The sequence below is a fragment of the Shewanella sp. SM87 genome, assembly GCF_025653705.1.
Classification (GTDB): domain Bacteria; phylum Pseudomonadota; class Gammaproteobacteria; order Enterobacterales; family Shewanellaceae; genus Shewanella; species Shewanella oncorhynchi.
This window is the reverse complement of record NZ_JAKKSC010000022.1, coordinates 14,653-39,545: the sequence shown is the minus strand read 5'-3', so window position 1 is coordinate 39,545 and position 24,893 is coordinate 14,653. Positions and strand designations below refer to the sequence as shown.

Genomic DNA, 24,893 nt, shown 5'->3' with positions numbered 1-24,893 from the left:
CAGTGGGTTAATCCCAGTAAAAAGAGCCCTAGTGGCTCTTTTTTTATGCCACTCGTTTGCCGCCCATCCCTTATCCTACCGATTTATCCTCCGCTAACTACAAGTGCAATAATTGCGTTTGCAACTATTTGTTATTGTTTTTATTTGATATTTTTTTGACACAGATAGTGAGTTTGTGTCTAAGATTAGAGTAGGAGGCTGGCTAGCCAGTTATCCGTTCCATGACATCACTGGCGTTTCAGGGGGTTTATATGGGCATTTTCGAGCATTACCAAAAGCGCTACGAACAAAAACTCGATGAAGAATATTCTTTGCAGGAGTTTCTGGACATCTGCAAGGGAGATCGCAGCGCTTACATGTCAGCATCAGAGCGACTACTGCTTGCAATTGGTGAAGCAGAAGTCATTGATACCGCAAAAAATCCAACACTTAGCCGTATTTTTTCGAATCGACTTATTTCACGCTATCCCGCATTTAAAGATTTCTTCGGCATGGAAGACGCCATAGAGCAAATTGTGGCTTACCTAAAGCACTCGGCTCAAGGATTAGAAGAATCCAAACAAATTCTATACCTACTGGGCCCAGTGGGCGGCGGTAAGTCATCACTCGCCGAAAAACTCAAAGCCCTAATGCAAAAAGTGCCCATTTACATTCTGAGCGCGAATGGAGTCCGCAGCCCAGTCAACGATCACCCCTTCTGCCTGTTTGATGTGGAAGAAGATGGACAGCTGTTAAAAGAGGAATTCAACATTCCCAACCGTTATCTGAAAACCATCATGTCGCCTTGGGCGGTAAAACGTCTGCATGAGTTTGGTGGCGATATCTCCAAATTTCGCGTGGTAAAAGTCTTTCCATCCATTCTGGACCAAGTGGCAATAGCGAAAACTGAACCTGGTGATGAAAACAACCAAGATATTTCGTCCCTTGTCGGTAAAGTCGATATTCGGCAACTCGAACATTTCTCCCAAGATGATCCCGATGCTTACGCCTATTCAGGCGCATTGTGCCGTGCAAACCAAGGGGTGATGGAATTCGTCGAGATGTTTAAGGCACCAATTAAAGTGCTGCATCCACTACTGACTGCGACGCAAGAAGGTAACTATAACGGCACTGAAGGCTTATCGGCCCTGCCCTATAGCGGGATTATTCTGGCTCACTCAAACGAGTCCGAGTGGTCAACCTTCAAAAACAACAAAAACAACGAAGCCTTCCTCGACCGTGTTTACATAGTCAAAGTGCCCTACTGTTTACGGGTCTCAGAAGAGCTGCAAATCTATCAAAAACTGCTAATCAACTCTGAGTTATCGAAAGCGCCCTGCGCTCCCGGCACCTTAGAAACCTTAGCGCAATTTAGTGTGTTGTCACGCATCAAGCCGCCTGAAAACTCCTCCATCTACTCTAAGATGCGGGTATATGACGGTGAAAGCCTGAAAGATACCGATCCTAAGGCTAAGTCTTACCAAGAATACCGTGATTACGCAGGTGTCGATGAAGGCATGAATGGACTATCCACCCGTTTCGCCTTTAAGATTTTGTCGCGGGTATTTAACTTCGACCATTCAGAGATCGCCGCCAACCCAGTACATTTATTCTATGTCCTCGAACGACAAATTGAACAAGAACAGTTCCCCGGCGATACCGCCGAACGTTATCTTGAATTCCTAAAAGGTTATTTGATCCCTAAATATGTGGAGTTTATCGGTAAAGAAATTCAAACCGCTTACTTAGAGTCTTACTCTGAATACGGCCAAAATATCTTCGACCGCTATGTTACCTACGCCGATTTTTGGATCCAAGATCAAGAATACCGCGACCCAGAAACGGGTCAGCTATTCGACCGCGCCGCCCTCAATGCTGAACTTGAAAAGATTGAGAAGCCCGCGGGGATCAGTAATCCTAAAGATTTCCGTAATGAAATCGTCAACTTTGTGCTGCGCGCCCGCGCGAATCATGAGGGTAACAATCCACTCTGGACCAGCTACGAGAAACTTCGCACAGTGATCGAGAAGAAAATGTTCTCCAACACAGAAGATTTACTGCCTGTTATTTCCTTTAACGCCAAAACGTCGAACGACGATCAACGCAAACACGATGATTTCGTCAATCGCATGATGGAGAAAGGCTATACCAAAAAACAAGTCCGACTCTTGTCTGAGTGGTATTTACGAGTTCGTAAATCTTCTTAAACTTGCGCTAACTAAGTACAGGGCTTTGGTGTTGCCAAAGCCTTCGCTGGGTTTTGGGAGGTGCGTATGGCGAACTTTATCGATAGACGGTTGAATGCGAAAGGAAAAAGCACAGTCAACCGCCAACGCTTTATCAATAGATATAAGCAACAAATTAAAAAAGCCGTCAGCGATGCAGTGACTCGTCGCAGCGTAACGGATGTAGATAAAGGCGAAAAAATCAGTATCCCAACACGGGATATCAGTGAACCTATGTTTCACCAAGGCAAAGGCGGTGTCAGGGATAGAGTGCATCCCGGTAATGACCAATTTACCCGTGGCGATAAAATTGACCGACCACCTGGTGGTTCAGGCGGCGGTTCGGGCAAAGGTGAGGCCTCAAACTCGGGTGAAGGCGACGATGACTTTGTGTTCGAAATCTCTAAAGACGAGTATCTAGAGTTATTGTTTGAGGACTTAGAACTCCCCAATCTACAAAAAAATCGCCTCAATAAACTGGTGGAATACCAAATCTACCGTGCTGGGTTCACCAATGATGGCGTTCCCGCTAACATCAATATTGTCCGTTCATTACGTTCATCCCTTGCTCGTCGCATTGCTATGTCGGCCAGTAAAAAGAAACTATTAAAAGAGTTAGAACAAGAGCTTGCTGAACTGGAAAATATTCCAGGTACTAAGGCGGAGTTGATTTTGGATTTAAAAGCTCAAATTGAGGAGTTAAAACAAAAAATTGCCAGAGTGCCGTTTATCGATACCTTCGATCTGCGCTTTAATAACTATGCCAAACGGGAAATCCCTTCTAGCCAAGCTGTGATGTTCTGCTTGATGGATGTGTCTGGTTCTATGGATCAGGCAACTAAAGATATGGCAAAACGCTTCTATATCTTGCTGTATCTGTTCCTCACCCGTACCTATAAAAACTTAGAAGTGGTCTATATTCGTCACCATACCCAAGCTAAAGAAGTCGATGAACATGAGTTCTTCTACTCCCAAGAAACGGGTGGCACTATAGTATCGAGTGCATTGAAATTAATGCATGAAATTCAACAAGCCCGCTACCCCGCCGATGAGTGGAATATTTACGCAGCCCAAGCATCCGACGGTGATAACTGGGCCGACGATTCACCTACCTGTAGGCAATTGTTAGAACAAAAAATCTTGCCACTGGTGCGCTATTACAGCTACATCGAAATCACCAATCGCGCCCATCAAACCTTGTGGCGTGAATATGAATCCCTGCAACAGCATTACGACAACATCGCCGTGCAGCACATACGTCAAGCCGAAGATATTTACCCTGTCTTTAGGGAGCTATTCAAGAAACAAGCGGTTTAAGGGGGCACTATGGGGATAACTAAATCAACACCTTGGACACCACTGAGCGATGGTCCCGACTGGAGCTTCGAGCTACTGCAAGACTACCTCAAGGAAATTGAGCGGGTGGCAGCGCTCTATAAACTCAGCACTTACCCAAATCAAATTGAAGTCATCACTGCTGAACAGATGATGGATGCTTATGCTGGCATAGGCATGCCCATAGGTTACACCCATTGGTCTTTCGGCAAACGTTTTATCGAAACCGAGCAAGGTTACAAACGTGGCCAAATGGGGCTCGCCTATGAAATTGTGATTAACTCTAACCCCTGTATCGCTTACTTAATGGAAGAAAATACCATCACAATGCAGGCGCTGGTGATAGCTCACGCCTGTTTCGGACATAACAGCTTTTTTAAAAACAATTACTTATTTAAGACATGGACAGATGCGAGCTCGATTATTGACTACCTTGTCTTTGCTAAAAACTACATCAGTGACTGCGAGCAAAAATACGGTGTAGAACAAGTCGAAAGCGTCATAGACTCCTGTCATGCGCTAATGAACTATGGTGTCGATCGTTATAAACGTCCCTCTGAAATCTCATTCAGGGAAGAACAAGCAAGACAAAAGGATCGCGAGGCTTACCTTCAAAGCCAAGTAAATGATTTATGGCGCACGATTCCGACCCATCAACATGAGCAGTCTCAATCTAAAAAACGTCGTTTCCCCGCCGAACCGCAGGAAAATATTTTATATTTCATCGAGAAAAACGCTCCTTTGCTTGAACCATGGCAAAGGGAAATAATCCGTATTGTGCGTAAAATGGCGCAATATTTTTATCCGCAAAAACAAACTCAAGTGATGAATGAAGGCTGGGCAACCTTCTGGCATTACACTATCTTGAATCACTTATACGACGATGGCGTGGTTACTGACCGCTTCATGATCGAGTTTTTGCAAAGCCATACAGGCGTTGTTGCCCAACCCGATTACAACAGTCGTTATTACAGTGGCATCAACCCATACGCTTTAGGCTTTGCCATGTTCACCGATATTCGGCGTATTTGTGAAAATCCAACCGATGAAGATAAAGCTTGGTTTCCCGACATTGCTGGCAGTAATTGGATAGAAACGTTGCATTTTGCGATGCAAAACTTTAAAGATGAAAGTTTTATTAGCCAATATCTCTCACCTAAAGTTATCCGCCAATTTAAATTGTTTGGTATCCATGATGATGAGAAACGCAATTATCTTTCGGTATCCGCGATCCACGATGAACGGGGCTATCAAGATATTCGCCAGTTACTATCACAACAATATAACCTGTCTAATATTGAGCCAAATATCCAAGTACATAATGTGGAAATCAACGGTGATCGATCCTTAACCTTACATTATGTGCCAAATAACGATATTCCCTTAGCCAATAGCCATAAAGAAGTATTAAAGCATTTACATCGATTATGGGGTTTCACTGTCACCTTAGAGCAAAAAAATGCAGATGCGAGTATTAGCGTCTTAGCATCCTGCCCTGAAGCCAATAAACCAGAATAATAAGCACAATAAAAAGGCCGTTTCCAATTGAAACGGCCTTTTTGTTTATTTAGCGCTATCTTAACACGATATCACTCACAGAGATTAATGATCTTGAGCAATAGAAGCTGGCATATCTTCGCGTAATTGTAACCACATCTTACCGCTATTCATGCCATAGGTACGCATTAGCGCAGAGACATCGAGGTAATTTTTCGCCTGAGCCAACAGTTCTAATTCTTTGTAAAAGTTCAATGCTAATAAACGCGCATCTGAGCTGGTAAAGTAATAACGCCCAACTCGACTATACAAACCTTTAAATCCGTTTAATATCAAAACGTAAAGTGGATTTCCAGACGAAAACGCTAAGGTGTGATGCAGTAAGTAGTCAAATTCAGCATAGGATTCAGCCGTATCTTCAAGCTGGTGAATCTTTGCAAGTACCTCCACAGCGGTATCCGGGTTATAACGTAAAGCACCGCGAAAATAGATAGCACTGACGTTCGTTCTAGCTGACAAGAGTTGGTCAACCAATACCGGAAAACCCTCGGGATTCAAATCAGCAATAGTCTCAAGGATGTTTAAGCCTGAGGTTTCCCAAAAGTTGTTAACCCGTGTTGGTTTGCCATGCTGAATTTTCAACCAACCGTCACGCGCCAAGCGCTGTAGCACCTCACGCAGAGTGGTGCGAGTCACACCAATCAATTCTGAAAGCTCACGTTCAGCCGGTAAAATGGACCCTGGAGGAAATTTGTTTTCCCAAATTGATCTCACAATATACTTCTCTGCAAAACTTGCAGGTCCTTTGGCATTGATAATCATCAGCCCACTTATCCAGTTGTTGTGCGTCGTAATGGTCACTGATCATACCAGAGCGGTAAAAAATGGAAACCATTCACTTAAAATCACTGTGTTATCGCCGTGTAAATGTCACAGAATCGTTCAAAAAAACGACCAAGGTCAATACAGGATGGGCCAATTTTGCCGCTTAGCTCCGCTTTTTGAAATGTCGGTATCAGTAACTCATTACATTAGCTTTCTCTTTAGGCTAGACTCATTTAACTAACGCAGGTATTGATAATAATCACGTGCAATTTTTAACATAATTAGAAGAGAGGCTGCCATGCCGGCGACAATGAGTCAGGCGTTTATTGGGAACTTCTTAGGAAATTCTCCTAAGTGGTACAAAACCGCAATACTGTCATTTTTAATTATCAATCCAATACTCTTTTTCTATGTCGACCCCTTTGTGGCTGGTTGGGTATTGGTTCTAGAATTTATTTTTACCTTAGCAATGGCATTAAAATGCTATCCATTACAGCCTGGCGGATTATTGGCAATTGAAGCCGTCGCGATCGGAATGACATCGGCAAGCCAAGTCTTACATGAAATAGAAGCCAACCTCGAAGTATTATTACTCTTGGTGTTTATGGTCGCTGGTATATATTTCATGAAGCAATTGCTGCTATTTGGCTTCACAAAAATCATTACTAAAGTGCGCTCTAAAATTTTAGTGTCATTAATGTTTTGTTTGGCTTCAGCCTTTTTATCAGCCTTCTTAGATGCGTTAACGGTTATTGCCGTCATTATCGCGGTCGCTGTGGGTTTCTATTCTATTTACCACAAGGTCGCTTCTGGAAAAGATTTCGGCGCCGATCACGATCATACCTCTGAAGGTAAAAATGATGATGGTGAAGATCAGTTAAATGAAGAAGAACTCAGTGCATTCCGTGGTTTCCTACGTAATCTGTTAATGCATGCGGGTGTGGGTACTGCGCTGGGCGGCGTGTGTACTATGGTCGGTGAACCACAAAACCTTATTATCGCCGCGCAAGCAAATTGGCAATTTGGTGAATTCGCCGTGCGTATGTCACCCGTTACTGTTCCTGTATTAATCTCGGGTATCTTAACTTGTTACTTAGTTGAAAAATTTGGCATTTTTGGTTATGGCGCTAAGTTGCCAACGGCCGTTCATCGGATCTTATGTGAATATGCCGCCCATGAAGATGCGCGCCGTACCAATAAAGACAACATGAAGTTAATCGTCCAAGCCTTAGTGGGTGTCTGGTTGATCGCAGGACTTGCATTACACTTGGCTTCTGTGGGCCTAATTGGTCTTTCTGTGATTATTTTAACCACAGCCTTTAACGGCGTTACCGATGAGCATGCCCTCGGTAAAGCTTTCGAAGAAGCACTGCCTTTTACCGCGTTATTAGCTGTCTTCTTTGCGGTTGTTGGCGTGATTATCGACCAGCACTTATTCGCACCAGTGATCCAATGGGCACTGAGTTATCAAGGCAATACTCAGTTGGTGATTTTCTATATCGCCAACGGATTGCTGTCTATGGTGAGTGATAACGTGTTCGTCGGCACTGTGTACATTAACGAAGTGAAAGCGGCATTGATTAACGGTCAAATCAGCCGTGATCAATTCGACTTGCTGGCCGTTGCGATTAATACTGGAACTAACTTACCTTCGGTTGCCACACCCAATGGTCAAGCGGCGTTCTTGTTCCTACTAACCTCTGCCCTAGCACCACTTATCCGCTTATCCTATGGCAGAATGGTATGGATGGCATTGCCTTACACTATCGTGCTGTCAATCGTAGGTGTCATGGCGATTCAAACGGGTTTCTTAGAACAAGCCACCCAATATTTCTATGATTCCCAGATAATCATCCATCACAGCGCTAGTGAAGTTTTAGAACCGATGACTGGACATTAATCTTCTTTATTGACTGAACTTTATTTAATAAGTAGAGTCCAAAAAACGCCCCATGTCTGAGGGCGTTTTTTGTTGATATGGAGCTCACTTTGACTGTAATGACTCGCTTTGCCCATTCCCGTTCATCTTGGTTTATTCTCGCAGGCACAGCCCTTGGGTTAGAAGCAGCCGCACTGTATTTTCAATATGTCATGAAACTGGAACCCTGTGTCATGTGTATTTACCAAAGACTCGCTATTTTTGGTTTATTGGCAGCAGGTCTCATTGGCATGACAGCACCCAAATATCGAATAGTCAGGATCTTAGCTGCCGTGCTCTGGGCCATCAGTGCAACTTGGGGATTAAAACTAGCCTTATCGCTCGTAGATATGCAAGCCAACCCATCCCCTTTTTCAACCTGTTCATTCTTACCTGAATTTCCAGCTTGGATGCCATTACACGAATGGTTCCCTGCCGTTATGATGCCTACTGGCATGTGTACTGATGTACCTTGGGTCTTTATGGGGGTAACGATGCCCGAATGGATGGTAGTGGCTTTCAGTGGCTTCTTAGTCGCTTGGTTACTCTTTATTGTGCCTGTCCTAAGTAGTTCAAATAAACCATCTCTTTATAAATAACGAGTTTGAGATAAGGCAGGCATAAAACCTGCCTTTTTATTGACGATTGTATTCCACTTATCCTATTCAATCCTCGCAACTTAAACATATGCCAATAGCAAAACAGTGAGAAAGCGCTACACTGGCTCAATGAAAAGTGGTGATTTGGAAACTGGGGATTATGGGAAAAAGTTCGACATCTGAGCCACACACGCCATTAACCCAATGGCAAAACAGTTTGCCATTCAAATTTAGCCTTATTCAGCTCGTCATTGCCGCTATTTTGATTTGTAGTACAGCTTGGGTGATGCTAAGCATTCAACGCCAACAAGTTATTGATCAGCAAGCCGTGTTAAACCAAAACTATGGCCAGTTGATTATTGCCAAACTGCAAGAAATGACTTCACAGGTTGAAACCGTAGTCGACTCTATTTCCAGTATTGCCAAACTTTACCGCTATGATCATGAGCAACTGGTGAAAACCATTCCCACGTTGCTGAAACTCGATAGTCAACAACGCATCATCTCTGGTGGCGGCGTCTGGCCGGAACCCGGCGCGTTTAATCAGCAAAAATTTCGAGATAGCCTGTTTTGGGCACACAATGTAAACGATGAATTAGTCGCCATTGATTCCTATAACAAAGACACGTTCCCAAGCTACCACACCGAAGAATGGTATCGCCCGACGCGCTATTTTCCTGCAGGTAAAATTTTCTGGTCAAAATCTTATTTCGATCCGACAACCCATGAGTCAATGATCACAGCCTCAGGCGCTATGTGGATGGACCATCAGTTTATTGGTGCCGCCACTGTGGATATCAGTTTAGAAAAGCTCAATGTGCTATTACGCAATACTATGATTAATGTCAGAGGCTATGTCATAGCATTAGATCATCAAAACCAAGTACTCGCCTATCCAGATGCCAATAACGATCTTAAGCATCAAACCAATACCAATCATTCTTTCGTCACCTTCAATCATCTCGCCAGCCAACAGCCAGATTTCAGCCCCGTCGAAGTCGCATTACAGAGTGCAGATAAAGCCTTTATAGAAGCGGCGATTGCCGAGCGCGTTTTTACCCAAGAACAGATGCAGCATCTAACGAGACTAAGTCATCAAAATGAGCGTGACATGTTAGCGGCCATCGTAAATAACAATGCCTTAAATCATTTTACTGCCCCGAAATTACTGACGTCGGTAACTTTGACCCATGATCCAATCCTTAAAACGGCATCTCTCGTTTCGGTATTTCTCATGCCAAATACCTATTGGAAGGTACTTGTCGTCACCCCAATTTCACCGCTGCAGGATACCGCTAAACATTTAATCGAAAAGGTCGGCGTTTATTTAGTCTGTATTCAACTATTAGGCTTAATTCTATTATTCTTACTCCAGCACCGACTATTTATCACCCCCATTATTGAAATCGTCCAAGCCTTAAAACGTAATGATTCCGCCTCTATCGAACTCAAAGCCAATAACAGCCATGACGAAATTGGCTTATTGGCAAAAACATTCCTGTCGCGTACTCGACAGCTTGAAGTGGCAATGGCGAGCTTAGATGCGAGTAACCTGGCACTAGAACAGCAATTGCAGAGCCAAAACCTGTTTCAACTGGAGTTAAAGCGCCATAAAGAACAATTGAGGGCTTTACTTAAATTTTCTCAAAATCTCATCTATATCAAAGATCTTCACGGTAAATATATTCTCGTCAATGACAAATATTGTGAAATCTTAGGTATAGAACGCAGACGCATTATTGGCACCTCTGATTTTGAGATATTTCCCAGCCAATTTGCCCACGAGTATCAACAAAATGATCGACGCGTTCTGCATAATCATGAAGCCATAAACTTCGAAGAAGCTATTCCATCGCCCCTAGGCAATCTTATTTATATCGTGACTAAATTTAAGATCAAAGATGATGACGATACCGTTATTGCAGTCGGTGCTATCGCCTTTGATATCACCTTACAAAAAATTAAAGAGCAAGAACAAGAAAAGTTACTTTTAGGGCAAGTCGAGGCGCTTAATCACCTACAAGAACAAGTTCGCCTCAATAATCAACATAACCATGAACTCCATCTGCTCCAAGACAAATCAACCCAATTACTTGAGAAGCATCATCAACTCAATCTCAGTCGTGAACAAAGCCAACAGCTAATGCAAAATTTTCTAGCTGAAATGATGACGCAAATTATGCATGAACAAGATCAGCTACTCGCCAAAGTGTGCCAACTTCAGCCAATAGATAATGCTAACGACCAAAATCAGATCACCGAAATCATGGTGACTCAGGCAGATAAACTGCGACATATTGCCCAGTTATTAACGAATCATCAAAATGACATTCGGCCACTACATCTCGCACAATTTATGCGTCATCTCTTAGGGTTGCTAAAGGTACAACTAGCTAAAACAAATGTGGAAATAGCGTTAAATTGCGAAGAAAATATCATCATTGATGGCCCTTCTTGGCAATATTTGCAGCTGTTTTATCGTCTAATCACCAACACGTTGAATCATGCATTTAAAGCTCACAATGAACAGCGTGAAATAACCATTAATATCGACAAGTCGAGCGAAGAGTTACACATCAGTATTATCGATAATGGGATAGGTATGACAGTGCCGCAACTCGCACAGTTACGGCAAGAACTAGCGCAAGAACTCTGCCTTGGAACGCTGACCTGTATAAATCTGTGGCTTAAAAATGATCTCAATGGCAGCCTTAGCATCAGTAGCCACTTGAACCAAGGCACACACATTCAATGTCGTTGGCCACTGAGTACAGGTTTAGAACCGCAATAAATGAAGGTGCGTTATTGATCTAACCATGCCTTGGCTTGGCTATGTTCATCGGCGGTAAATACCTTTACCGGACATGGCAGCATGCAAGCTAGCGCATTAACCATAGCATTTGTTTGAGTGGCATTGGCAATCATCACGACCCTTGAAAAATCACTTAAATGAAATAAACCTAACACCGCATCATCCCACAGGGCCCCAACGGATATACCTTCAAATTCAGGGGAAAACTCGTACCAAAGGCGAATACTAGCGTGGTCTTGCAGCTTGGCTTCTATGGCGGGAACCAAATAGCCTTCAACATCCCCATGGTTAACACGGCCAGATGCGACCACTGCCAATATATCATCAGCATGACCCGAAGAAATCGTTAGCATTGAACACTCCTTATCAATACATGAAGGGAAAAATAGTTAAAGCTCATACACTAAAGATACACAGACAATGACATAAATGCGGGAAAGATGGGCTTTTTATTTTAAGCTAACACCATTTTATACATACACATTAGCAATGCAAATGACGCCAAAAGGAGCGAATCCACAGCGATAACTCGCATAACCCAGCAACAAAACTTAGTCGCAGAACTCGATGAAAAATGGTGACCATACGAAATAACATGAGGTGAAGCAAAGAGCAGATATTTACCTCACACTCAAGGCTGCTACTGCTCGAGGTTAACAATAAGTGTGAGGAAACACATGGTACTCAAACGATGGTGATTTACGCTGCTAAAAAATAGTATTAGTCATGACTTACCTAAAATCATGCATTAATAAATAATCTAATTGCTATTCTGACTAAGCACTCACTTGAAGTTTAGCGATTTCTTGATCGAACAAATTCTTAATCAAACTAGAAAACTCAGTAATAAATAAAGTCTGTGCGGGAGTCGCTTTATGGTTGGCAACTGAAGCTAAAATCTCTTCTAAATCATACACAATTGCATCCACTTCACGGATAATCACATTACGTTGCGTAAAAGACAACGATGGATTTTGGCCACACACCATAATGATCTGTGCCGACAATTGCTCTTCAAATAATTCCATCACAGTATCGTCTGAAACTACCTCTGAACTTGGTGTTTCAAATAAGCCAAGATGTTCAGTTAAATACTGGACCAAATGCATGTAACCATCTTTATCTGTGACCATTTTTTACCCTTTAAACTCATTAACTTAATATCTATTGTAATGCTATTAATAGCACATCAGAAAATATCAAAGAAGCCAAAAGCTCGGCTTCTTATCAAGATCTCGCATACGCCACTTATTTAACTCTAGCCTATCTTCGATAACAGACGTATTGATCTATACCAATCTTATTGAAGTTACTGAGTTAAGGTTAGTACAAATGACACAGGAACAGCTTGACTAATGCTCGATAAACCCGCAATTTCACGTAATTTATCAATCCCAGCCACAAGATCAAACTCATTGGCATTAACAATTACTGGTTGAAAACTGTTCACTAAAAGTTTGTTATCAGAAACTTTAGTGATAATCACCGAAAAAGCCTTAGTTTGCGATTTGCCGTGTAACGCAATTTTTCCATCAATATCAAAAACTTTACTCTCACCGACGCCAAGATTTTTTAGTATCTTAGGGTCTACTTGTGATGACAGTTTCAGCTCTGGATACAAAGACACTTCAAATAACAAATTTTGCATCCGCTCATCGCGGACATCAATACCCGTTGCCACACCGATTAGTGGAATTGTTAATTCAAATTGACCGTTATCTTTTAGCGTACCTTTGAGTTGTTTAAAGTGATGGACTTCACCTATATCACCTTTCTTTACCGAAATAAAACTGACTCGCGAATCTTGTTCCATCACTTGCCATTGCGCGGCACAGCTAAAACTGGCCATAGCAGATAAGGCGACAATTCCCATCCATTTTTTCATCGTATCCGTCCTTAAAGAGTGAGTTTAAAAGCCATGTCGTAAAGAAATTCGACATCCGCAACAGGCTAAAATCCTGCTCAGTTAAACGTGATCAACATCACCTAACTTAAGCTAAAGATACTCTGTTTATCCATTAGCGACCAGTAAACTATGATTCATACGCGCACTAACCATTTATCTAAGCTATTGCCAAAAGCCTGTTTATCCGCTTGAGAAAACGAATCAGGCCCGCCGGTGTGCACGCCAGAACCGCGTAAATCTTCCATAAAATCGCGCATCGTCAGTTTTTGTTTTATGTTATCGACGGTATAAAGCTCGCCACGGGGATTGAGCGCCAAGGCACCCTTTTCAATGATTAAAGCCGCTAAGGGAATATCCGCAGTGATCACTAAATGCGTCGGTTCAACATGATCGACAATATATTGATCTGCCACATCAAATCCCGCACCGACTCGAATTTGGCTGATATAGGGAGATGGCGGTACGCGGATCATTTGATTAGCCACCAGCACCAGCGGCAGGGCTTTGCGCTCCGCCGCCCGGAACAGGATTTCTTTGATAGGATTGGGACACGCGTCCGCATCAACCCAAATTTTATAATCACTCAATGTCTTTTAACTCTGTTGTTAGGTTCACAAGCTCAGTTTTATGCCGAGCTATCGAACTATGCACCGTACTAAGGCGCTAAACGATCGATTTCCCACTCTGCATCATGGCGAGAATAAATAAAACGATCATGCAGCCTGTGTTCTCCACCCTGCCAAAATTCGATACTCGAAGGTCTCACTAAGTAACCGCCCCAAAAACTGGGTAAAGGCACATCGCCCTTGGCGAACTTTGCTTTCATTTCGAAGAATTTGCCTTCAAGTACTTGTCTAGCGCTGAGTTTACTCGACTGCTGCGATACCCAAGCCGCAATTTGGCTGTCCTTAGGACGGGTCATAAAGTATTTAAGCACTTCAGCGGTGGACAGTGCCTGCGCTTCACCGAGCACCGATACTTGACGCTCTAGAGGATGCCAAGGAAAATGCAAACTGACTTTATTATTAGCAGCAATTTGCTGTGCTTTGCGGCTGCCAAGGTTAGTAAAAAATACGAAACCTGTGTCATCAAAACGCTTAAGTAATACTATTCGTTGAAAAGGTTGGCCGTGCTCATCCACAGTCGCCACACACATGGCGGTGGGATCGCTAAGCTCAGCATCTCTCGCCTGCGTCATCCACAATTCAAACAAGTCCATCGGGTTTTGCGGTAAGTCGGCACGTCTTAAGCCGCCTTTGGCATACTCGCGGCGGATATCACTGAGATCTGTCATAGGGTTTCCTTAAGCAAACGCCAAAAATTCACATGAGTTCAGGGATCAGCACTTCAGCCTGAAGCTGCTGATAGTGGCTAAAACCAATGTTATAACCTTGCTCGGTCGTTAATGAACACCGCCCTAAGCATAAATGGGCAGGAAATCCCTGCGTTGAGTCGTCGGTATTAAAGCGGATTGTGTCCCAACTGACAGGAGCAAACAAGGTTAATAGACGCGCTAATAGATCTTGCGGATACTGCGCTAAATCCAGATTCGTTTCAAAGCTCACATAGGAGCTAGCGCACGCATTCTCGCTTTGAGGCGTAATATGCAAGGTAACATAATATTTGCCCCAGAGACCGTTCATCGAAAAGCCTGACGGATCAAATAAATGGGCGTCAATCTCAAATTCAGGGAGTAAATCGTTAAGCTCGAGTGCGGCGCAAATCTCATCTTTACTCTGCGAGCCGCCATTAAGATAGTCGGCAAATTCGCCACGAATGTGGTACATCAACAGCTCACTGGTTTGATCATCCTTTGGTGCTCGATAATCACTGTCAGAGCAGAAAAAATAGTGATGATGGCTGTCGAGATGGCCCACTCGAAAGGCTTTACCGGCAATACGTTGGCGCAGTTTGCCAATATCTTCGGCAAAACTCGTGGTTTGCAGATGAGCTTGGTATTCGTTTTTACGCTGATAACTCACCAAGGCCATCGCAGGTGCGCCAAGCGCGCCGATAAAGTAACAGGCGGCGTCCACTAAGGTACTGTTACCACAGGTGAGCATGACAAATCTGTCGTGCCATACAAACAAGCTGGATTCACTCAACAGATAGGCATCACAGTCCGCATTACTTAACTGCGACAGTATCTCGGCGTGGGCACAGTTGACTAAGGCAGACCAAAAACTCACATCGAGTTCGCGTAAATTCGGCGCAGACGCCGTCACGATAATCTCGAGTTTTTTTTCTGAACCTTCAAAAAACATCAACCCTTTGACCTCATGATCGTCACTCATCCTTTACTTGATCCTAGAACAACGCGATTTTACACGACTAAAACGGCAATAAAAGTGAAAAATCTGTCCTTATAAAAACAAAAATCAGCCGAGGTTACCCAAGGCTGATTTATTTTAACACGCTAGAAATTAAGAAAAATCTTCTAAATAGGTATAGCCTTTCAGCCCTAGTTGCAATTCTTCTAAAATTTGTGCGCGTTCACCTTCGGCGATATGCAGATTCACTAACTCTTCATAAGTGCGCATAAAGGCCACCGCATCTAAGTTAACGTAACGCAATACGTCAGCAACCGTGTCACCCGCCAATACAGATTCGATGTTAGTCACACCATTATCTTCGATGCGAACCACTGCTGAGTTTGTATCACCAAACAGGTTATGCATATCACCCAAGATTTCTTGGTATGCACCCACAAGGAAGAAACCAATCAGGTATGGGCTATCCGCACTCCATGCTGGCACTGGCAGCGTGGTTTCAATCCCTTGACCATCAACGTATTGATCGACAATACCGTCAGAGTCACAGGTGATATCGAGCATGACAGCACGGCGCTCAGGGGCTTTATCTAGGCCCGATAACGGCAATACTGGGAACACTTGGTCAATACCCCAAGCATCCGGTAATGACTGGAATAATGAGAAGTTAACAAAGAACTTATCGGCTAACTTTTCATTGAGTTCATCAATGATAGGTCTGTGATAACGGTTTTTCGCACTCAATAGCCCTTGCACTTCATGACACACGCGCAGGTTAGCTTGCTCAGCCCACGCACGCTCCGCTAAGGTCAATTGACCTAAAGCGAATAGCGAATGCGCTTCTTGTAAGTCACTTTGGCTATCGTGGTAAATCTCAATCAAAGCACGTTGATCGGCGCGGCCGCTGATCTCAGACCATGAATGCCACATGTTATGCAATAACTGTGGTGAATCTTCCGCTGGCGGTTGAATATCTTCAGGCTGATAAGCTTCAGTACCGATAACATCGGTGATAAGCACAGCATGGTGCGCCGTTAAGTAACGACCCGATTCTGAAATAATACGTGGCATAGGTTGCTCGTATTCATTACAGATGTCAGTCAATACGTTAACTATGTTGTTAGCGTATTCAGTCAGGCCATAGTTCATCGAGTTATTACTTTGGCTACGAGTGCCATCGTAATCCACCGCTAAACCACCACCGACGTCGAAGCAGTTAACGCTTGCGCCTAATTCACGTAATTCACAGTAGAAACGACCCGCTTCACTCACACCTTGGCGAATATCACGGATATTAGCGATTTGCGAACCTAAGTGGAAATGCAGCAATTGCAGCGAATCCAGCATATCGTGTTGCTTAAGTTGCTCTACAACCAGCAAAATTTGCGCAGCAGATAAACCGAACTTAGATTTCTCACCGCCGCTCGCCTGCCACTTGCCTTTGCCTTGGAATGCTAAACGTGCACGTAGACCTAAACGTGGTGTCACACCCAGACGTTTAGATTCAGCTAACACCATTTTCAGTTCAGACAGTTTTTCTAAAACGATGTAAACCTTGTGGCCTAACTTTTCACCAATCAGTGCTAAACGGATATATTCATTATCTTTATAACCATTACATACAATGACTGAACTGGCTTTTTGCGCCATGGCTAACACAGCCATCAGCTCAGGCTTACTGCCCGCTTCTAAACCCAGTTGTGGTACTTCTTTTGATGCCTGACTCGCCAGGATCTCTTCCACCACAGTTTGCTGTTGGTTTACTTTAATCGGGTAAACCAGCAAATAGTCCGCCTGATACTCGTACTTCTGTATCGCTTGGTCGAATGCTTGGCACAAACTGTTCACTCTGTGGTGCAGGATCTGCGGAAAACGAACTAGTACAGGTAAAGCGACTCCCGCCTTAACCATGTCTTTGGCTAGCTCATTTAAGCCAATCTTGTAATCAGGATTTTTGGGGTCCGGTGACACAGTCACCTCACCTTGATCGCTAATCCCATAAAAACCTTGGCTCCAGTGAGTAACATTGTACCCAGCACGAGCATCATCAATAGACCAATCATTCATTATTATTTAGCCCGTCTATTAAAAAATGGGTTAAACGGTTATGGCTTAATAGCACAACCGCCCGTTCGACAAACCCAGGCAAAGGGACACCTTACCTGACATACACGAAGGTAGATTTTACCTTCTCCTTAATGCCGCAACGTCACGCTAGTGTAAGTGACATTGCTGCGATTTTCATTAATAGCGCAAGAGACAACTCATCTTAGCGCAATACATCGTATCATATTGAAGGGAAAGCTTATTCCCTTACCTCAGTAAAGCTATCTTTACTTGCCTCGCTTGCATTTATCCTCAGGCTAAAGGGCGCAAATACCGCCAAAAAGCCAAATAAGATCCTGAGTCGCATCCTTAAAACATCAAGCTAATAAGTAGCTTAAAGACGTTCAAAAGAGATTAAGACCTTCAGAAACCGATAACACAAGTAGAAAACGAAAACCGATAACACTGAACTAGCGAAAACGCCAAACCAGCTTATCGCTAGGCAAGATTATTTTAACAGGGGACTATTGGCTTCTTCGCGGCCAGAATTGATGCGGATCAACGTGAGATGCTTAAGGCCAGTATCATCGTATGGTACGACAATCGAGCGTTGGCATTGTGACACTTTTAGGCAAAGTGCAAAAAATGGATGCTTGTGCATTAGCTAATAAAAACCCTCTTAACCCCATGTAACCACATCTACTGTTAATTACACGGTTAATGACTGGTGAACCATAAAACCTTTATTACTCACGTAATATTTGTAATGTCTGCAACGAGCAAAGTCGTTGAACGGCGCAATTAAACCGCGCAATGTCACAGAATGCAAGCAAGAATCTCATTTAATCTTTTACATTAAAATATAATAAACACCTGCTTAACAACCACCCGCCTCCCATTGGTTTTAAATAGAGTAATATTAGTTAGTTAACCCATAAACGTCGTACAAGTCTGTTCAATATTTTTTATATCCCCTTTGTCACTTTTATTGACATTTACCCCTGCAAATATCCCTGATTTTTGTGTGTCACTCAAGTGATGCACATTTGCCAACATTAAGCGAAGCCAAACAACCAATATCACAGCGCCAAACCCGCCACAAATCAGTGGTTCCTCCGAGACACAATGCGTGGTTAAGCCTGCGCTGAGTGACGACTCACACATGCTAAGATAAAGCTCAAAGACAATAATGCTGCAGTTTCAGCACCGAAGTGTATAATCGCAACCGAATCACATTCCATTATGCACAGAGAGATCCATGGTACAGATAGGTAAAACCTGCAAACTTGAGGTTGTAAAACAAGTCAGCTTTGGCGTGTATTTAAACGCCCACGAATTAGGGCAAGTACTGCTGCCAAACAAAGTCACCCCAAAAGACTGCCAAGTCGGTGATCTGCTTGACGTGTTTCTGTATCTAGATTCTGAAGATATCGTGATTGCCACCACGCGCCGTCCATTGGCACAGGTAGGCGAATTCGCCTACTTAAAAGCCGTCGCAACCGGCCCTTATGGCGCCTTTTTAGATTGGGGCTTAGATAAAGATTTATTACTGCCCTTTGGCGAGCAACACAAGCCTATCGAAGAAGGCCGTTCATACTTGGTCTATGTACACGCTAACCGCGCCGATGAACGCATCATGGCCTCTTCAAAAATCGATAAGTTCCTCGATAAGACAGAGCCTGAGTACACAGTGGGTGAGCAGGTCGATTTATATATCGGCGGCACCACAGATTTAGGCTACAAAGCCATTATTAATCATACCCATTGGGGCGTGATTTACGAAAACGAAGTGTTCCAAAAACTGCGTTTCGGCCAAAGACTCAAAGGTTTCATCAAACAAGTGCGCCGAGATGGCAAAATCGATCTTGTGCTGCAACAAGGCAGTAAACAAGAATTAGATAAGCACGCCCACATCATTTTGATCAAACTCAAACAGGCTGGCGGCTTCTTAGCCCTGACCGATAAAACCGATGCTGAAATCATTTACGATCAGCTTGGCATGAGTAAAAAGGCCTTCAAAAAAGCCATAGGTGGCTTGTTTAAGAATGGCCAACTGAGCATCGATAATGACGGTCTGCGTTTAACTGAAACAGCAGAATAATCAACTCTATTCAGGACTTAGCGTTAAAATTGTACAGTTTACCGCCACTAAGACAGAGTTTGACTGACAACTCCTAGGATATTAAGCATGGCTCTGTTATAAACAAAGCCATGCTTTTTTCTTTGGAGCTTATATGGAACTCACGTTACACGAAGCCAGAGTCATCGGATGCCTGCTTGAGAAAGAAATCACCACCCCCGAGCAATATCCACTCTCGCTAAACTCTTTGACCTTAGCCTGCAATCAAAAAACCAGCCGCGAGCCCGTACTCGAACTCAGTGAAACCCAAGTGCAAATCGCCGTTGATTCCCTAAATCGGAAACGTTTGATCAGCGAACAGTCGGGATTCGGCAGCCGCGTCGTTAAATACAAGCACAGATTCTGCAATACCGAATTCAGCGAACTTCAACTGTCCCCCGCCGCACTCGCCATCGTCTGTTTGTTGCTATTACGTGGCCCACAAACACCGGGAGAACTTCGGACCCGCAGCAACCGCCTACACGAATTTAAAGACGTGATCGACGTGGAAGATTGCATCCGCCAATTAATGAGCCGTGAAAAGCCCTGCTTAAAACAATTACCCAGAGAAGCTGGTCGCCGTGAATCCCGTTATGTGGAATTATTCTCTGCAGCGTCATCGCACGAAAGTGCTAGTCAATCCCATAGCACAAGTCATACCTTAGCCCATGTCGCTGTATCTGTAGACGCAGAGCCGCTTGAATTAGTGAACAGAGTGACAGAGCTTGAACAACAAGTCGCCGAACTGACGCAAAAGCTCGATGAATTAATCGCCTCATTGAGCTAATTAGCGATAGATAATGACTGATAAATACCGATGGATAATAAGTGCTATGTGGGCAACATGGCACTTATGGACCAATCCACTGTCTACCCAAGGGTGAGAAACTGAACCGCACCAACATAGTCGCGCCAAGCACCATAGCCCCTGAACCTAGCGCAAAAAAGAATAGAGACAGCACATGACCAATAATCCACCCAGCAGTTTCAACAACATGTTTATTATCGCCATGTTTGAACTGCGCAAATTTTTATTTAATACCCGCGGGATCATCGCCTTGGTCGCCTTTGGTTTAGTTTGGGGTGTACTTCTGCTTTACCCCATTCAAAGTGCATCGGCCATGTTATTGCAGCCCAATGTAAAAGATATCATCGACAGCTTATTTGGTGCCAATACCCTCAATGTGCTCTTTGAGTGGCCCGTGGCTGAAATGGCAGTGTTTTGGTGTTTTGCGCTGTATTTGTTTCCACTGTTCAGTATTCTTATCGCCGCCGATCAGTTCTCATCGGATAAAACCCGCGGCACGCTGCGCTTTTTAACCATACGCACTAGCCGTGACAGCTTATTGTTCGGCCGTTTTCTCGGCCAAATTCTGATCCAAGGTTTACTGATCCTATTAACGATTATCGCCACTGTCGCCCTCGCGCTCAGCCGCGACAGCCAACTGTTTTTATCTGCGTTAACGTCTGGCGCCTTAGTGGGCCTTAACCTCATCATAGTGATCTTGCCCTACACGGCTGTAATGACTTTATTGTCCCTGTATGCGCGCACGGCACGCCAAGCTATGGTGTTTGCCACCATTTTATGGACGGTGATTTCCATCACTATCGTGGTGTTAGCGAATCAATCTAGCCTACTAGCACAGCTCCAGTGGGTATTACCCGGTGCTCAACTGTCGGACATGCTCAATACCAATGGACTCAATAGCTTAATCTATGCCCCGATTCCACTGTTACAAACCGCTGTGGCCCTCTTGCTCGGCAGAATTTATATGCAAAGGAGCTCACTATGAGTCTGATCCAATGCCAAGGGCTGTCGAAGCTTTACGGCAGCAAAAAGGCGCTGAATGATGTGAGCTTCAGTCTTGAAGCGGGTGCCCCCATCGCCCTTGTCGGTCCCAATGGCGCGGGTAAAACCACGCTTTTTAGCCTGTTATGCGGCTATTTATCACCCAGCTCTGGAACCATAACCCTACTCGGTGAAGCCCCCAATAGCCCTAAACTCTTAGGCAAGATTGCCGCTTTACCCCAAGATGCAGTGCTCGATCCCAACTTGACGATTGTCAGCCAGTTAATATTTTTCGCTCGCCTGCAGGGCATGAACGTGGAGCAAGCAAAGCAAGAGGCACTGCGCGTGTTGGCCTTGGTCGATCTAATTGATGTTGCCGAACAAAAACCGCCTAGCCTTAGCCACGGTATGAGTAAACGTGTATCGATTGCGCAGGCGCTGATTGGCTCGCCAGAATTAGTATTATTAGATGAACCGACGGCGGGACTCGACCCTGCCAATGCAAAAAAAGTCCGTGAACTGGTTAAAGCCTTATCACCCACCACAACTTTTATGATCAGCTCCCATAATCTCGATGAGCTCGAAAAGCTGTGCGATCAAGTGTTGTATTTAGATAAAGGCCAACTGAGCCAAGCTGTGTCAATGCATGCGTCGACCGACAGCGATTACCTGACGTTAACCATGCAAAACTGTGACAGCGATGCATTGCAAGCGGAAGTGGCAAAACTGGCGGGAGTGGTGAACATCAGCTCAAAACAAAGCAATGTGTTTATTATCCAGCTAGACACAAATACAGAAAAAGCGCACAACAGTGATATTGAGATGCGCCTATTCGCCCTCTTCAATCAGCATCAATGGCAATACAAGATGCTGCTGAAAGGTCGCACTCTGGAAGAAACACTCTTTTCATAGGCAAGCGTTAAAAGGGATTTCTCATCACCCAACGGTTGAATAGTGTTCAATCCATAGCCTAAGCGCAATACGCCTTGCGCTTAGGCCTTTTAACTAAGGTTTTAAACTAAGGCTTTCAATAAGCCTTTAAATTAAGTCAGTCACTTCGCCCAGTAAAATCAGCCCACCACTCAATCCGACAAACTTGTACTTACTTTAGCAACACACAATCACCAAAAGCTTCACAAGCCTGTCAATAAAACACCAATCAACCGCGCTGAGCTTGCTATGGCTTTCAATCTCGGGACGAGCTTGTTATAACTCCCCTTCGATTGAACCTAAGCTGACTTCAGAGGTTTCTATGAACAAAGCACAACTTATCCAACGTATTGCCGCCGAGCTCAATGCATCGCAAGCGAGCACTAAACCTGTGGTTGAGCAGATACTGCAACAGATCCACGTCGCATTGAGCGAAGGCGAGAAAATTTTCCTGCCACAATTTGGCACCTTTGAACTCAGATACCATGTCGCTAAAACAGGGCGTAATCCACAAACGGGCGAAGCCATAGAAATCGACGGTTACAATCAGCCCAGCTTTAAAGCCTCAACCGCATTGAAGCAGAAAATCAATAGCGGCGCTTAGCTTTAATGTGCAGGCACTATTTTGCGAGATTTTGCGAACATTAGTCAGCAGCCTTGATAGAAATGAGCCTCAACATAATTTGAGGCTCATTTTTTATCAAAAGAAAAATAACCGTTCCGCTTAGGGGAAAGCCTTAAACAATTAAGTAGTCGCTAAGTATTGCTCTCCTCACCTTGATAAAGTGGCGCAATATCGACATAGTCAGCAGCGTTTTCAGCACTTGGATCCTCGAGAAATGGCACACAACCGAGGAAAGGTGCTGTCATCATCTCTTTAAGGCTCGTCAGATTCTCCTCAAACATACTCATATTCGGGTCGACACGATTAGCAACCCAGCCTGCAATCTTAAGCCCATCGGCCAATATCGCCTCTTGAGTCAGCAATGCATGATTTAAGCAGCCGAGTTTCATGCCAACCACGAGTATCACTGGCAGTTCTAATCTCTGTACGACTTCCGAAAGATACCTGCCATCACCTAAGGGTAAACGCCAGCCTCCCGCGCCCTCAATCAAGCAAAAATCCGCTTGAGCAAATGCCACTAAATCTAAACTTTCAATGATAGCTTCAGGTGCTAAACTCACGCCCACTTGGGCGGCGGCAATGTGCGGTGCAATCGCAGGTTCGAAGGAAAAAGGATTGATGACGGAATAGGCCAGTTTTAGTGAAGATGACGTCATCAGCTGTAACGCATCGGCATTACGCAATCCTTCAGAGGTTTGCGCGCAGCCCGAGGCGATGGGTTTAACACCTAAAGTCAACATAGTGTTAGCTGCAAGAATACTCACAGCAGAGTCAGCATTGGCTATGAGCCCTAAACGATTCACAGCGGTTAATAATGCCGCCGAAACCAAAGTCTTACCGCTATCGGTATCTGTACCTGTTACAAAATACATATTAGATCCTTATCTGTTGCTATGAGTTCTGCTTTGTTAAGCCCACTCTCCATAAGCTAAATGTCCATATAGCTAACGATCTCTATACGTAATGTTAAAAATCCAACGTTTTCTAGATATTAGTGCTAATTGATAATGCCATGACTAAAGGCATAATATGTGAACTTTAAAACCCACGCCGAGCACGTATTTGAACTATCTGGTAGGTTAAAGGCAAACCTTGGGGTAAACGTAGCGATTCAGCTTTGGCCTGCATGGCCTGCCAATCTTGACGACCACGCAGCCGTGGAGTGAATTCTGAAGCACTCACTGTTGAACCTGAAACCCGAGTTTTTGAACTGGCGACATGTACAGAAGCCCCCACACCTTTAATTGAATAGAGTAGTGCCTTAAGAGTGTCAAAATACACTGTCATAGGGACGAGTTGCACTTCAAGTAATTGCCATGTATCGAGTTTAAATGCAGCTTTTAGCACCTTCAGCGTCGAAAAGTCATTCACTCTTAACCCTAATTCAGCTAATTGATTCAAACTACCCTGCGCTACTAGGCTCAAATGACACTCACCGTTCGGCTTAAGTACCCGCGCCATTTCGGCTACCGCAGCAGGAAAATCAGCACACCATTGCAGGGCTAGATTAGAGTAAATAACATCCATGCAGCCATTGGTAAAAGGTAAACACTGCGCATCGGCACATACGCCGAGATAATCGGGATAAGACTGTTTTAGCTTTTGCAGCATGCCAAGGGCAATATCCACGGCAAATACAGTTGTGGATGAATTTTGCGTAGAGAGATCCGCTGGTTGAGACACACTGTGATACCCAGAAAAATCCGTGCCAGGGCCTGCCCCTATGTCTAACAGATAACCTGCTGCCGAAAACTCACTAAGTAAACTGGCAGCGCTCAGGCGTTGTAATTGATTATGATCTTGGTAACTATGGGCCGCTGCGGAAAAACGTTCAGCAATTTGAGTCCCGTGCACATTGGACACAGTCCCCGCGAGAACGCCCCCATAAGAAACGCCCGCATTAAGCTCACTCAACTTAAGATCGCAAGCTATAAACTTGTTTGACTCATGAGCAGGCTCGCTACAGCTTGGATCACTAGACTTTATCAGGCTTGGCATTTTAACTAACACTCAACCAT

At 44.1% G+C, this 24,893-nt stretch carries 22 protein-coding genes; 11 read left to right on the top strand and 11 right to left on the bottom strand.

Going from position 1 to position 24,893, the window contains the following annotated elements:
* Window positions 1–251: 251 nt before the first annotated feature.
* The 3 genes from L5M11_RS16570 (at window position 252) to L5M11_RS16560 (ending at window position 5,057) form a co-directional block, all read left to right on the top strand.
* The gene (locus L5M11_RS16570; protein ID WP_105253139.1) at window positions 252–2,186 is read left to right on the top strand and encodes a PrkA family serine protein kinase; all 1,935 of its coding nucleotides are present in this window, start codon (window positions 252–254) and stop codon (window positions 2,184–2,186) included.
* 66 nt (window positions 2,187–2,252) lie between these two features.
* Complete coding sequence (locus L5M11_RS16565; protein WP_063883574.1) at window positions 2,253–3,521, top strand: YeaH/YhbH family protein; 1,269 nt, start codon at window positions 2,253–2,255, stop codon at window positions 3,519–3,521.
* 9 nt (window positions 3,522–3,530) lie between these two features.
* Entirely contained in the window at window positions 3,531–5,057 is a 1,527-nt protein-coding gene (locus tag L5M11_RS16560) for a SpoVR family protein (protein WP_028760320.1), read from the top strand.
* An 84-nt stretch (window positions 5,058–5,141) separates the two neighbouring features.
* Here L5M11_RS16560 and fadR read toward each other — a convergent pair whose 3' ends face one another.
* Window positions 5,142–5,858 (bottom strand): fatty acid metabolism transcriptional regulator FadR, encoded by a 717-nt coding sequence (gene fadR / locus L5M11_RS16555; protein WP_028760321.1) that lies wholly within the window; start codon window positions 5,856–5,858, stop codon window positions 5,142–5,144.
* Between the two features lie 301 nt (window positions 5,859–6,159).
* On the opposite strand from fadR, the gene nhaB reads away from it, so the two are divergent.
* The 3 genes from nhaB (at window position 6,160) to L5M11_RS16540 (ending at window position 11,169) form a co-directional block, all read left to right on the top strand.
* Window positions 6,160–7,761, top strand: coding sequence for a sodium/proton antiporter NhaB (nhaB, locus tag L5M11_RS16550; protein WP_028760322.1), 1,602 nt, complete (start codon window positions 6,160–6,162; stop codon window positions 7,759–7,761).
* Window positions 7,762–7,850: 89 nt separating this feature from the next.
* A complete protein-coding gene (gene dsbB / locus L5M11_RS16545; RefSeq protein ID WP_113938979.1) occupies window positions 7,851–8,378 on the top strand; it encodes a disulfide bond formation protein DsbB in 528 nt (175 codons plus the stop codon).
* Between the two features lie 160 nt (window positions 8,379–8,538).
* A complete protein-coding gene (locus L5M11_RS16540; protein WP_263192777.1) occupies window positions 8,539–11,169 on the top strand; it encodes a PAS domain-containing protein in 2,631 nt (876 codons plus the stop codon).
* A gap of 11 nt (window positions 11,170–11,180) precedes the next feature.
* Here L5M11_RS16540 and L5M11_RS16535 read toward each other — a convergent pair whose 3' ends face one another.
* The 8 genes from L5M11_RS16535 to L5M11_RS16500 form a co-directional block, all read right to left on the bottom strand.
* A complete protein-coding gene (locus tag L5M11_RS16535; protein ID WP_028760325.1) occupies window positions 11,181–11,543 on the bottom strand; it encodes an STAS/SEC14 domain-containing protein in 363 nt (120 codons plus the stop codon).
* A gap of 423 nt (window positions 11,544–11,966) precedes the next feature.
* Window positions 11,967–12,323 carry a DUF3802 family protein gene (locus tag L5M11_RS16530; protein ID WP_113938764.1) on the bottom strand — a complete coding sequence of 119 codons (357 nt, stop codon included), beginning with the start codon at window positions 12,321–12,323 and terminating at the stop codon, window positions 11,967–11,969.
* A gap of 176 nt (window positions 12,324–12,499) precedes the next feature.
* Window positions 12,500–13,075: a YceI family protein gene (locus tag L5M11_RS16525; RefSeq protein ID WP_028760327.1), complete on the bottom strand. Its 576-nt coding sequence runs from the start codon at window positions 13,073–13,075 to the stop codon at window positions 12,500–12,502.
* Between the two features lie 155 nt (window positions 13,076–13,230).
* Complete coding sequence (locus L5M11_RS16520) at window positions 13,231–13,683, bottom strand: YaiI/YqxD family protein (RefSeq protein ID WP_263192775.1); 453 nt, start codon at window positions 13,681–13,683, stop codon at window positions 13,231–13,233.
* Between the two features lie 68 nt (window positions 13,684–13,751).
* Window positions 13,752–14,390 carry a pyridoxamine 5'-phosphate oxidase gene (pdxH, locus tag L5M11_RS16515; RefSeq protein WP_131523902.1) on the bottom strand — a complete coding sequence of 213 codons (639 nt, stop codon included), beginning with the start codon at window positions 14,388–14,390 and terminating at the stop codon, window positions 13,752–13,754.
* A gap of 28 nt (window positions 14,391–14,418) precedes the next feature.
* Entirely contained in the window at window positions 14,419–15,360 is a 942-nt protein-coding gene (locus L5M11_RS16510) for an S-adenosylmethionine decarboxylase proenzyme (protein WP_263192802.1), read from the bottom strand.
* Window positions 15,361–15,519: 159 nt separating this feature from the next.
* Window positions 15,520–17,433, bottom strand: a complete 1,914-nt coding sequence (gene speA / locus L5M11_RS16505; RefSeq protein ID WP_028760330.1) for a biosynthetic arginine decarboxylase — start codon at window positions 17,431–17,433, stop codon at window positions 15,520–15,522.
* A gap of 487 nt (window positions 17,434–17,920) precedes the next feature.
* Entirely contained in the window at window positions 17,921–18,073 is a 153-nt protein-coding gene (locus L5M11_RS16500; protein ID WP_011846564.1) for a hypothetical protein, read from the bottom strand.
* 597 nt (window positions 18,074–18,670) lie between these two features.
* On the opposite strand from L5M11_RS16500, the gene L5M11_RS16495 reads away from it, so the two are divergent.
* The 5 genes from L5M11_RS16495 to L5M11_RS16475 all read left to right on the top strand — a co-directional run bounded on the left by L5M11_RS16495 (window position 18,671) and on the right by L5M11_RS16475 (window position 22,854).
* The gene (locus tag L5M11_RS16495; protein ID WP_263192774.1) at window positions 18,671–19,513 is read left to right on the top strand and encodes a S1 RNA-binding domain-containing protein; all 843 of its coding nucleotides are present in this window, start codon (window positions 18,671–18,673) and stop codon (window positions 19,511–19,513) included.
* 133 nt (window positions 19,514–19,646) lie between these two features.
* On the top strand, window positions 19,647–20,318 hold the full coding sequence (locus tag L5M11_RS16490) for a YceH family protein (RefSeq protein WP_263192773.1): 672 nt from the start codon (window positions 19,647–19,649) through the stop codon (window positions 20,316–20,318).
* A gap of 175 nt (window positions 20,319–20,493) precedes the next feature.
* Window positions 20,494–21,324 (top strand): ABC transporter permease subunit, encoded by an 831-nt coding sequence (locus L5M11_RS16485; protein ID WP_263166536.1) that lies wholly within the window; start codon window positions 20,494–20,496, stop codon window positions 21,322–21,324.
* The gene (locus tag L5M11_RS16480; protein WP_263192771.1) at window positions 21,321–22,232 is read left to right on the top strand and encodes an ABC transporter ATP-binding protein; all 912 of its coding nucleotides are present in this window, start codon (window positions 21,321–21,323) and stop codon (window positions 22,230–22,232) included. Before L5M11_RS16485 ends, L5M11_RS16480 begins: the two co-directional genes overlap by 4 nt.
* 340 nt (window positions 22,233–22,572) lie before the next feature.
* Window positions 22,573–22,854, top strand: a complete 282-nt coding sequence (locus L5M11_RS16475) for an HU family DNA-binding protein (RefSeq protein WP_219250550.1) — start codon at window positions 22,573–22,575, stop codon at window positions 22,852–22,854.
* Between the two features lie 152 nt (window positions 22,855–23,006).
* On the opposite strand, the gene bioD is transcribed toward L5M11_RS16475, so the two are convergent.
* Both bioD and L5M11_RS16465 read right to left on the bottom strand, forming a co-directional pair.
* A complete protein-coding gene (gene bioD, locus L5M11_RS16470) occupies window positions 23,007–23,747 on the bottom strand; it encodes a dethiobiotin synthase (protein WP_263163129.1) in 741 nt (246 codons plus the stop codon).
* A gap of 166 nt (window positions 23,748–23,913) precedes the next feature.
* Window positions 23,914–24,873, bottom strand: a complete 960-nt coding sequence (locus L5M11_RS16465; RefSeq protein ID WP_263192769.1) for a methyltransferase domain-containing protein — start codon at window positions 24,871–24,873, stop codon at window positions 23,914–23,916.
* Between the last annotated feature and the right edge of the window lie 20 nt (window positions 24,874–24,893).

Excerpts from the sequence above, each read along its gene's own strand:
- L5M11_RS16570 (WP_105253139.1), top strand. The coding sequence starts at position 252 with ATGGGCATTTTCGAGCATTACCAAAAGCGCTACGAACAAAAACTCGAT.
- L5M11_RS16565 (WP_063883574.1), top strand. The coding sequence starts at position 2,253 with ATGGCGAACTTTATCGATAGACGGTTGAATGCGAAAGGAAAAAGCACA.
- L5M11_RS16560 (WP_028760320.1), top strand. The coding sequence starts at position 3,531 with ATGGGGATAACTAAATCAACACCTTGGACACCACTGAGCGATGGTCCC.
- fadR (WP_028760321.1), bottom strand. The coding sequence starts at position 5,858 with ATGATTATCAATGCCAAAGGACCTGCAAGTTTTGCAGAGAAGTATATT.
- nhaB (WP_028760322.1), top strand. The coding sequence starts at position 6,160 with ATGCCGGCGACAATGAGTCAGGCGTTTATTGGGAACTTCTTAGGAAAT.
- L5M11_RS16540 (WP_263192777.1), top strand. The coding sequence starts at position 8,539 with ATGGGAAAAAGTTCGACATCTGAGCCACACACGCCATTAACCCAATGG.
- L5M11_RS16535 (WP_028760325.1), bottom strand. The coding sequence starts at position 11,543 with ATGCTAACGATTTCTTCGGGTCATGCTGATGATATATTGGCAGTGGTC.
- L5M11_RS16530 (WP_113938764.1), bottom strand. The coding sequence starts at position 12,323 with ATGGTCACAGATAAAGATGGTTACATGCATTTGGTCCAGTATTTAACT.
- L5M11_RS16525 (WP_028760327.1), bottom strand. The coding sequence starts at position 13,075 with ATGAAAAAATGGATGGGAATTGTCGCCTTATCTGCTATGGCCAGTTTT.
- pdxH (WP_131523902.1), bottom strand. The coding sequence starts at position 14,390 with ATGACAGATCTCAGTGATATCCGCCGCGAGTATGCCAAAGGCGGCTTA.
- L5M11_RS16510 (WP_263192802.1), bottom strand. The coding sequence starts at position 15,360 with ATGTTTTTTGAAGGTTCAGAAAAAAAACTCGAGATTATCGTGACGGCG.
- speA (WP_028760330.1), bottom strand. The coding sequence starts at position 17,433 with ATGAATGATTGGTCTATTGATGATGCTCGTGCTGGGTACAATGTTACT.
- L5M11_RS16500 (WP_011846564.1), bottom strand. The coding sequence starts at position 18,073 with ATGCACAAGCATCCATTTTTTGCACTTTGCCTAAAAGTGTCACAATGC.
- L5M11_RS16495 (WP_263192774.1), top strand. The coding sequence starts at position 18,671 with ATGGTACAGATAGGTAAAACCTGCAAACTTGAGGTTGTAAAACAAGTC.
- L5M11_RS16490 (WP_263192773.1), top strand. The coding sequence starts at position 19,647 with ATGGAACTCACGTTACACGAAGCCAGAGTCATCGGATGCCTGCTTGAG.
- L5M11_RS16485 (WP_263166536.1), top strand. The coding sequence starts at position 20,494 with ATGACCAATAATCCACCCAGCAGTTTCAACAACATGTTTATTATCGCC.
- L5M11_RS16480 (WP_263192771.1), top strand. The coding sequence starts at position 21,321 with ATGAGTCTGATCCAATGCCAAGGGCTGTCGAAGCTTTACGGCAGCAAA.
- L5M11_RS16475 (WP_219250550.1), top strand. The coding sequence starts at position 22,573 with ATGAACAAAGCACAACTTATCCAACGTATTGCCGCCGAGCTCAATGCA.
- bioD (WP_263163129.1), bottom strand. The coding sequence starts at position 23,747 with ATGTATTTTGTAACAGGTACAGATACCGATAGCGGTAAGACTTTGGTT.
- L5M11_RS16465 (WP_263192769.1), bottom strand. The coding sequence starts at position 24,873 with ATGCCAAGCCTGATAAAGTCTAGTGATCCAAGCTGTAGCGAGCCTGCT.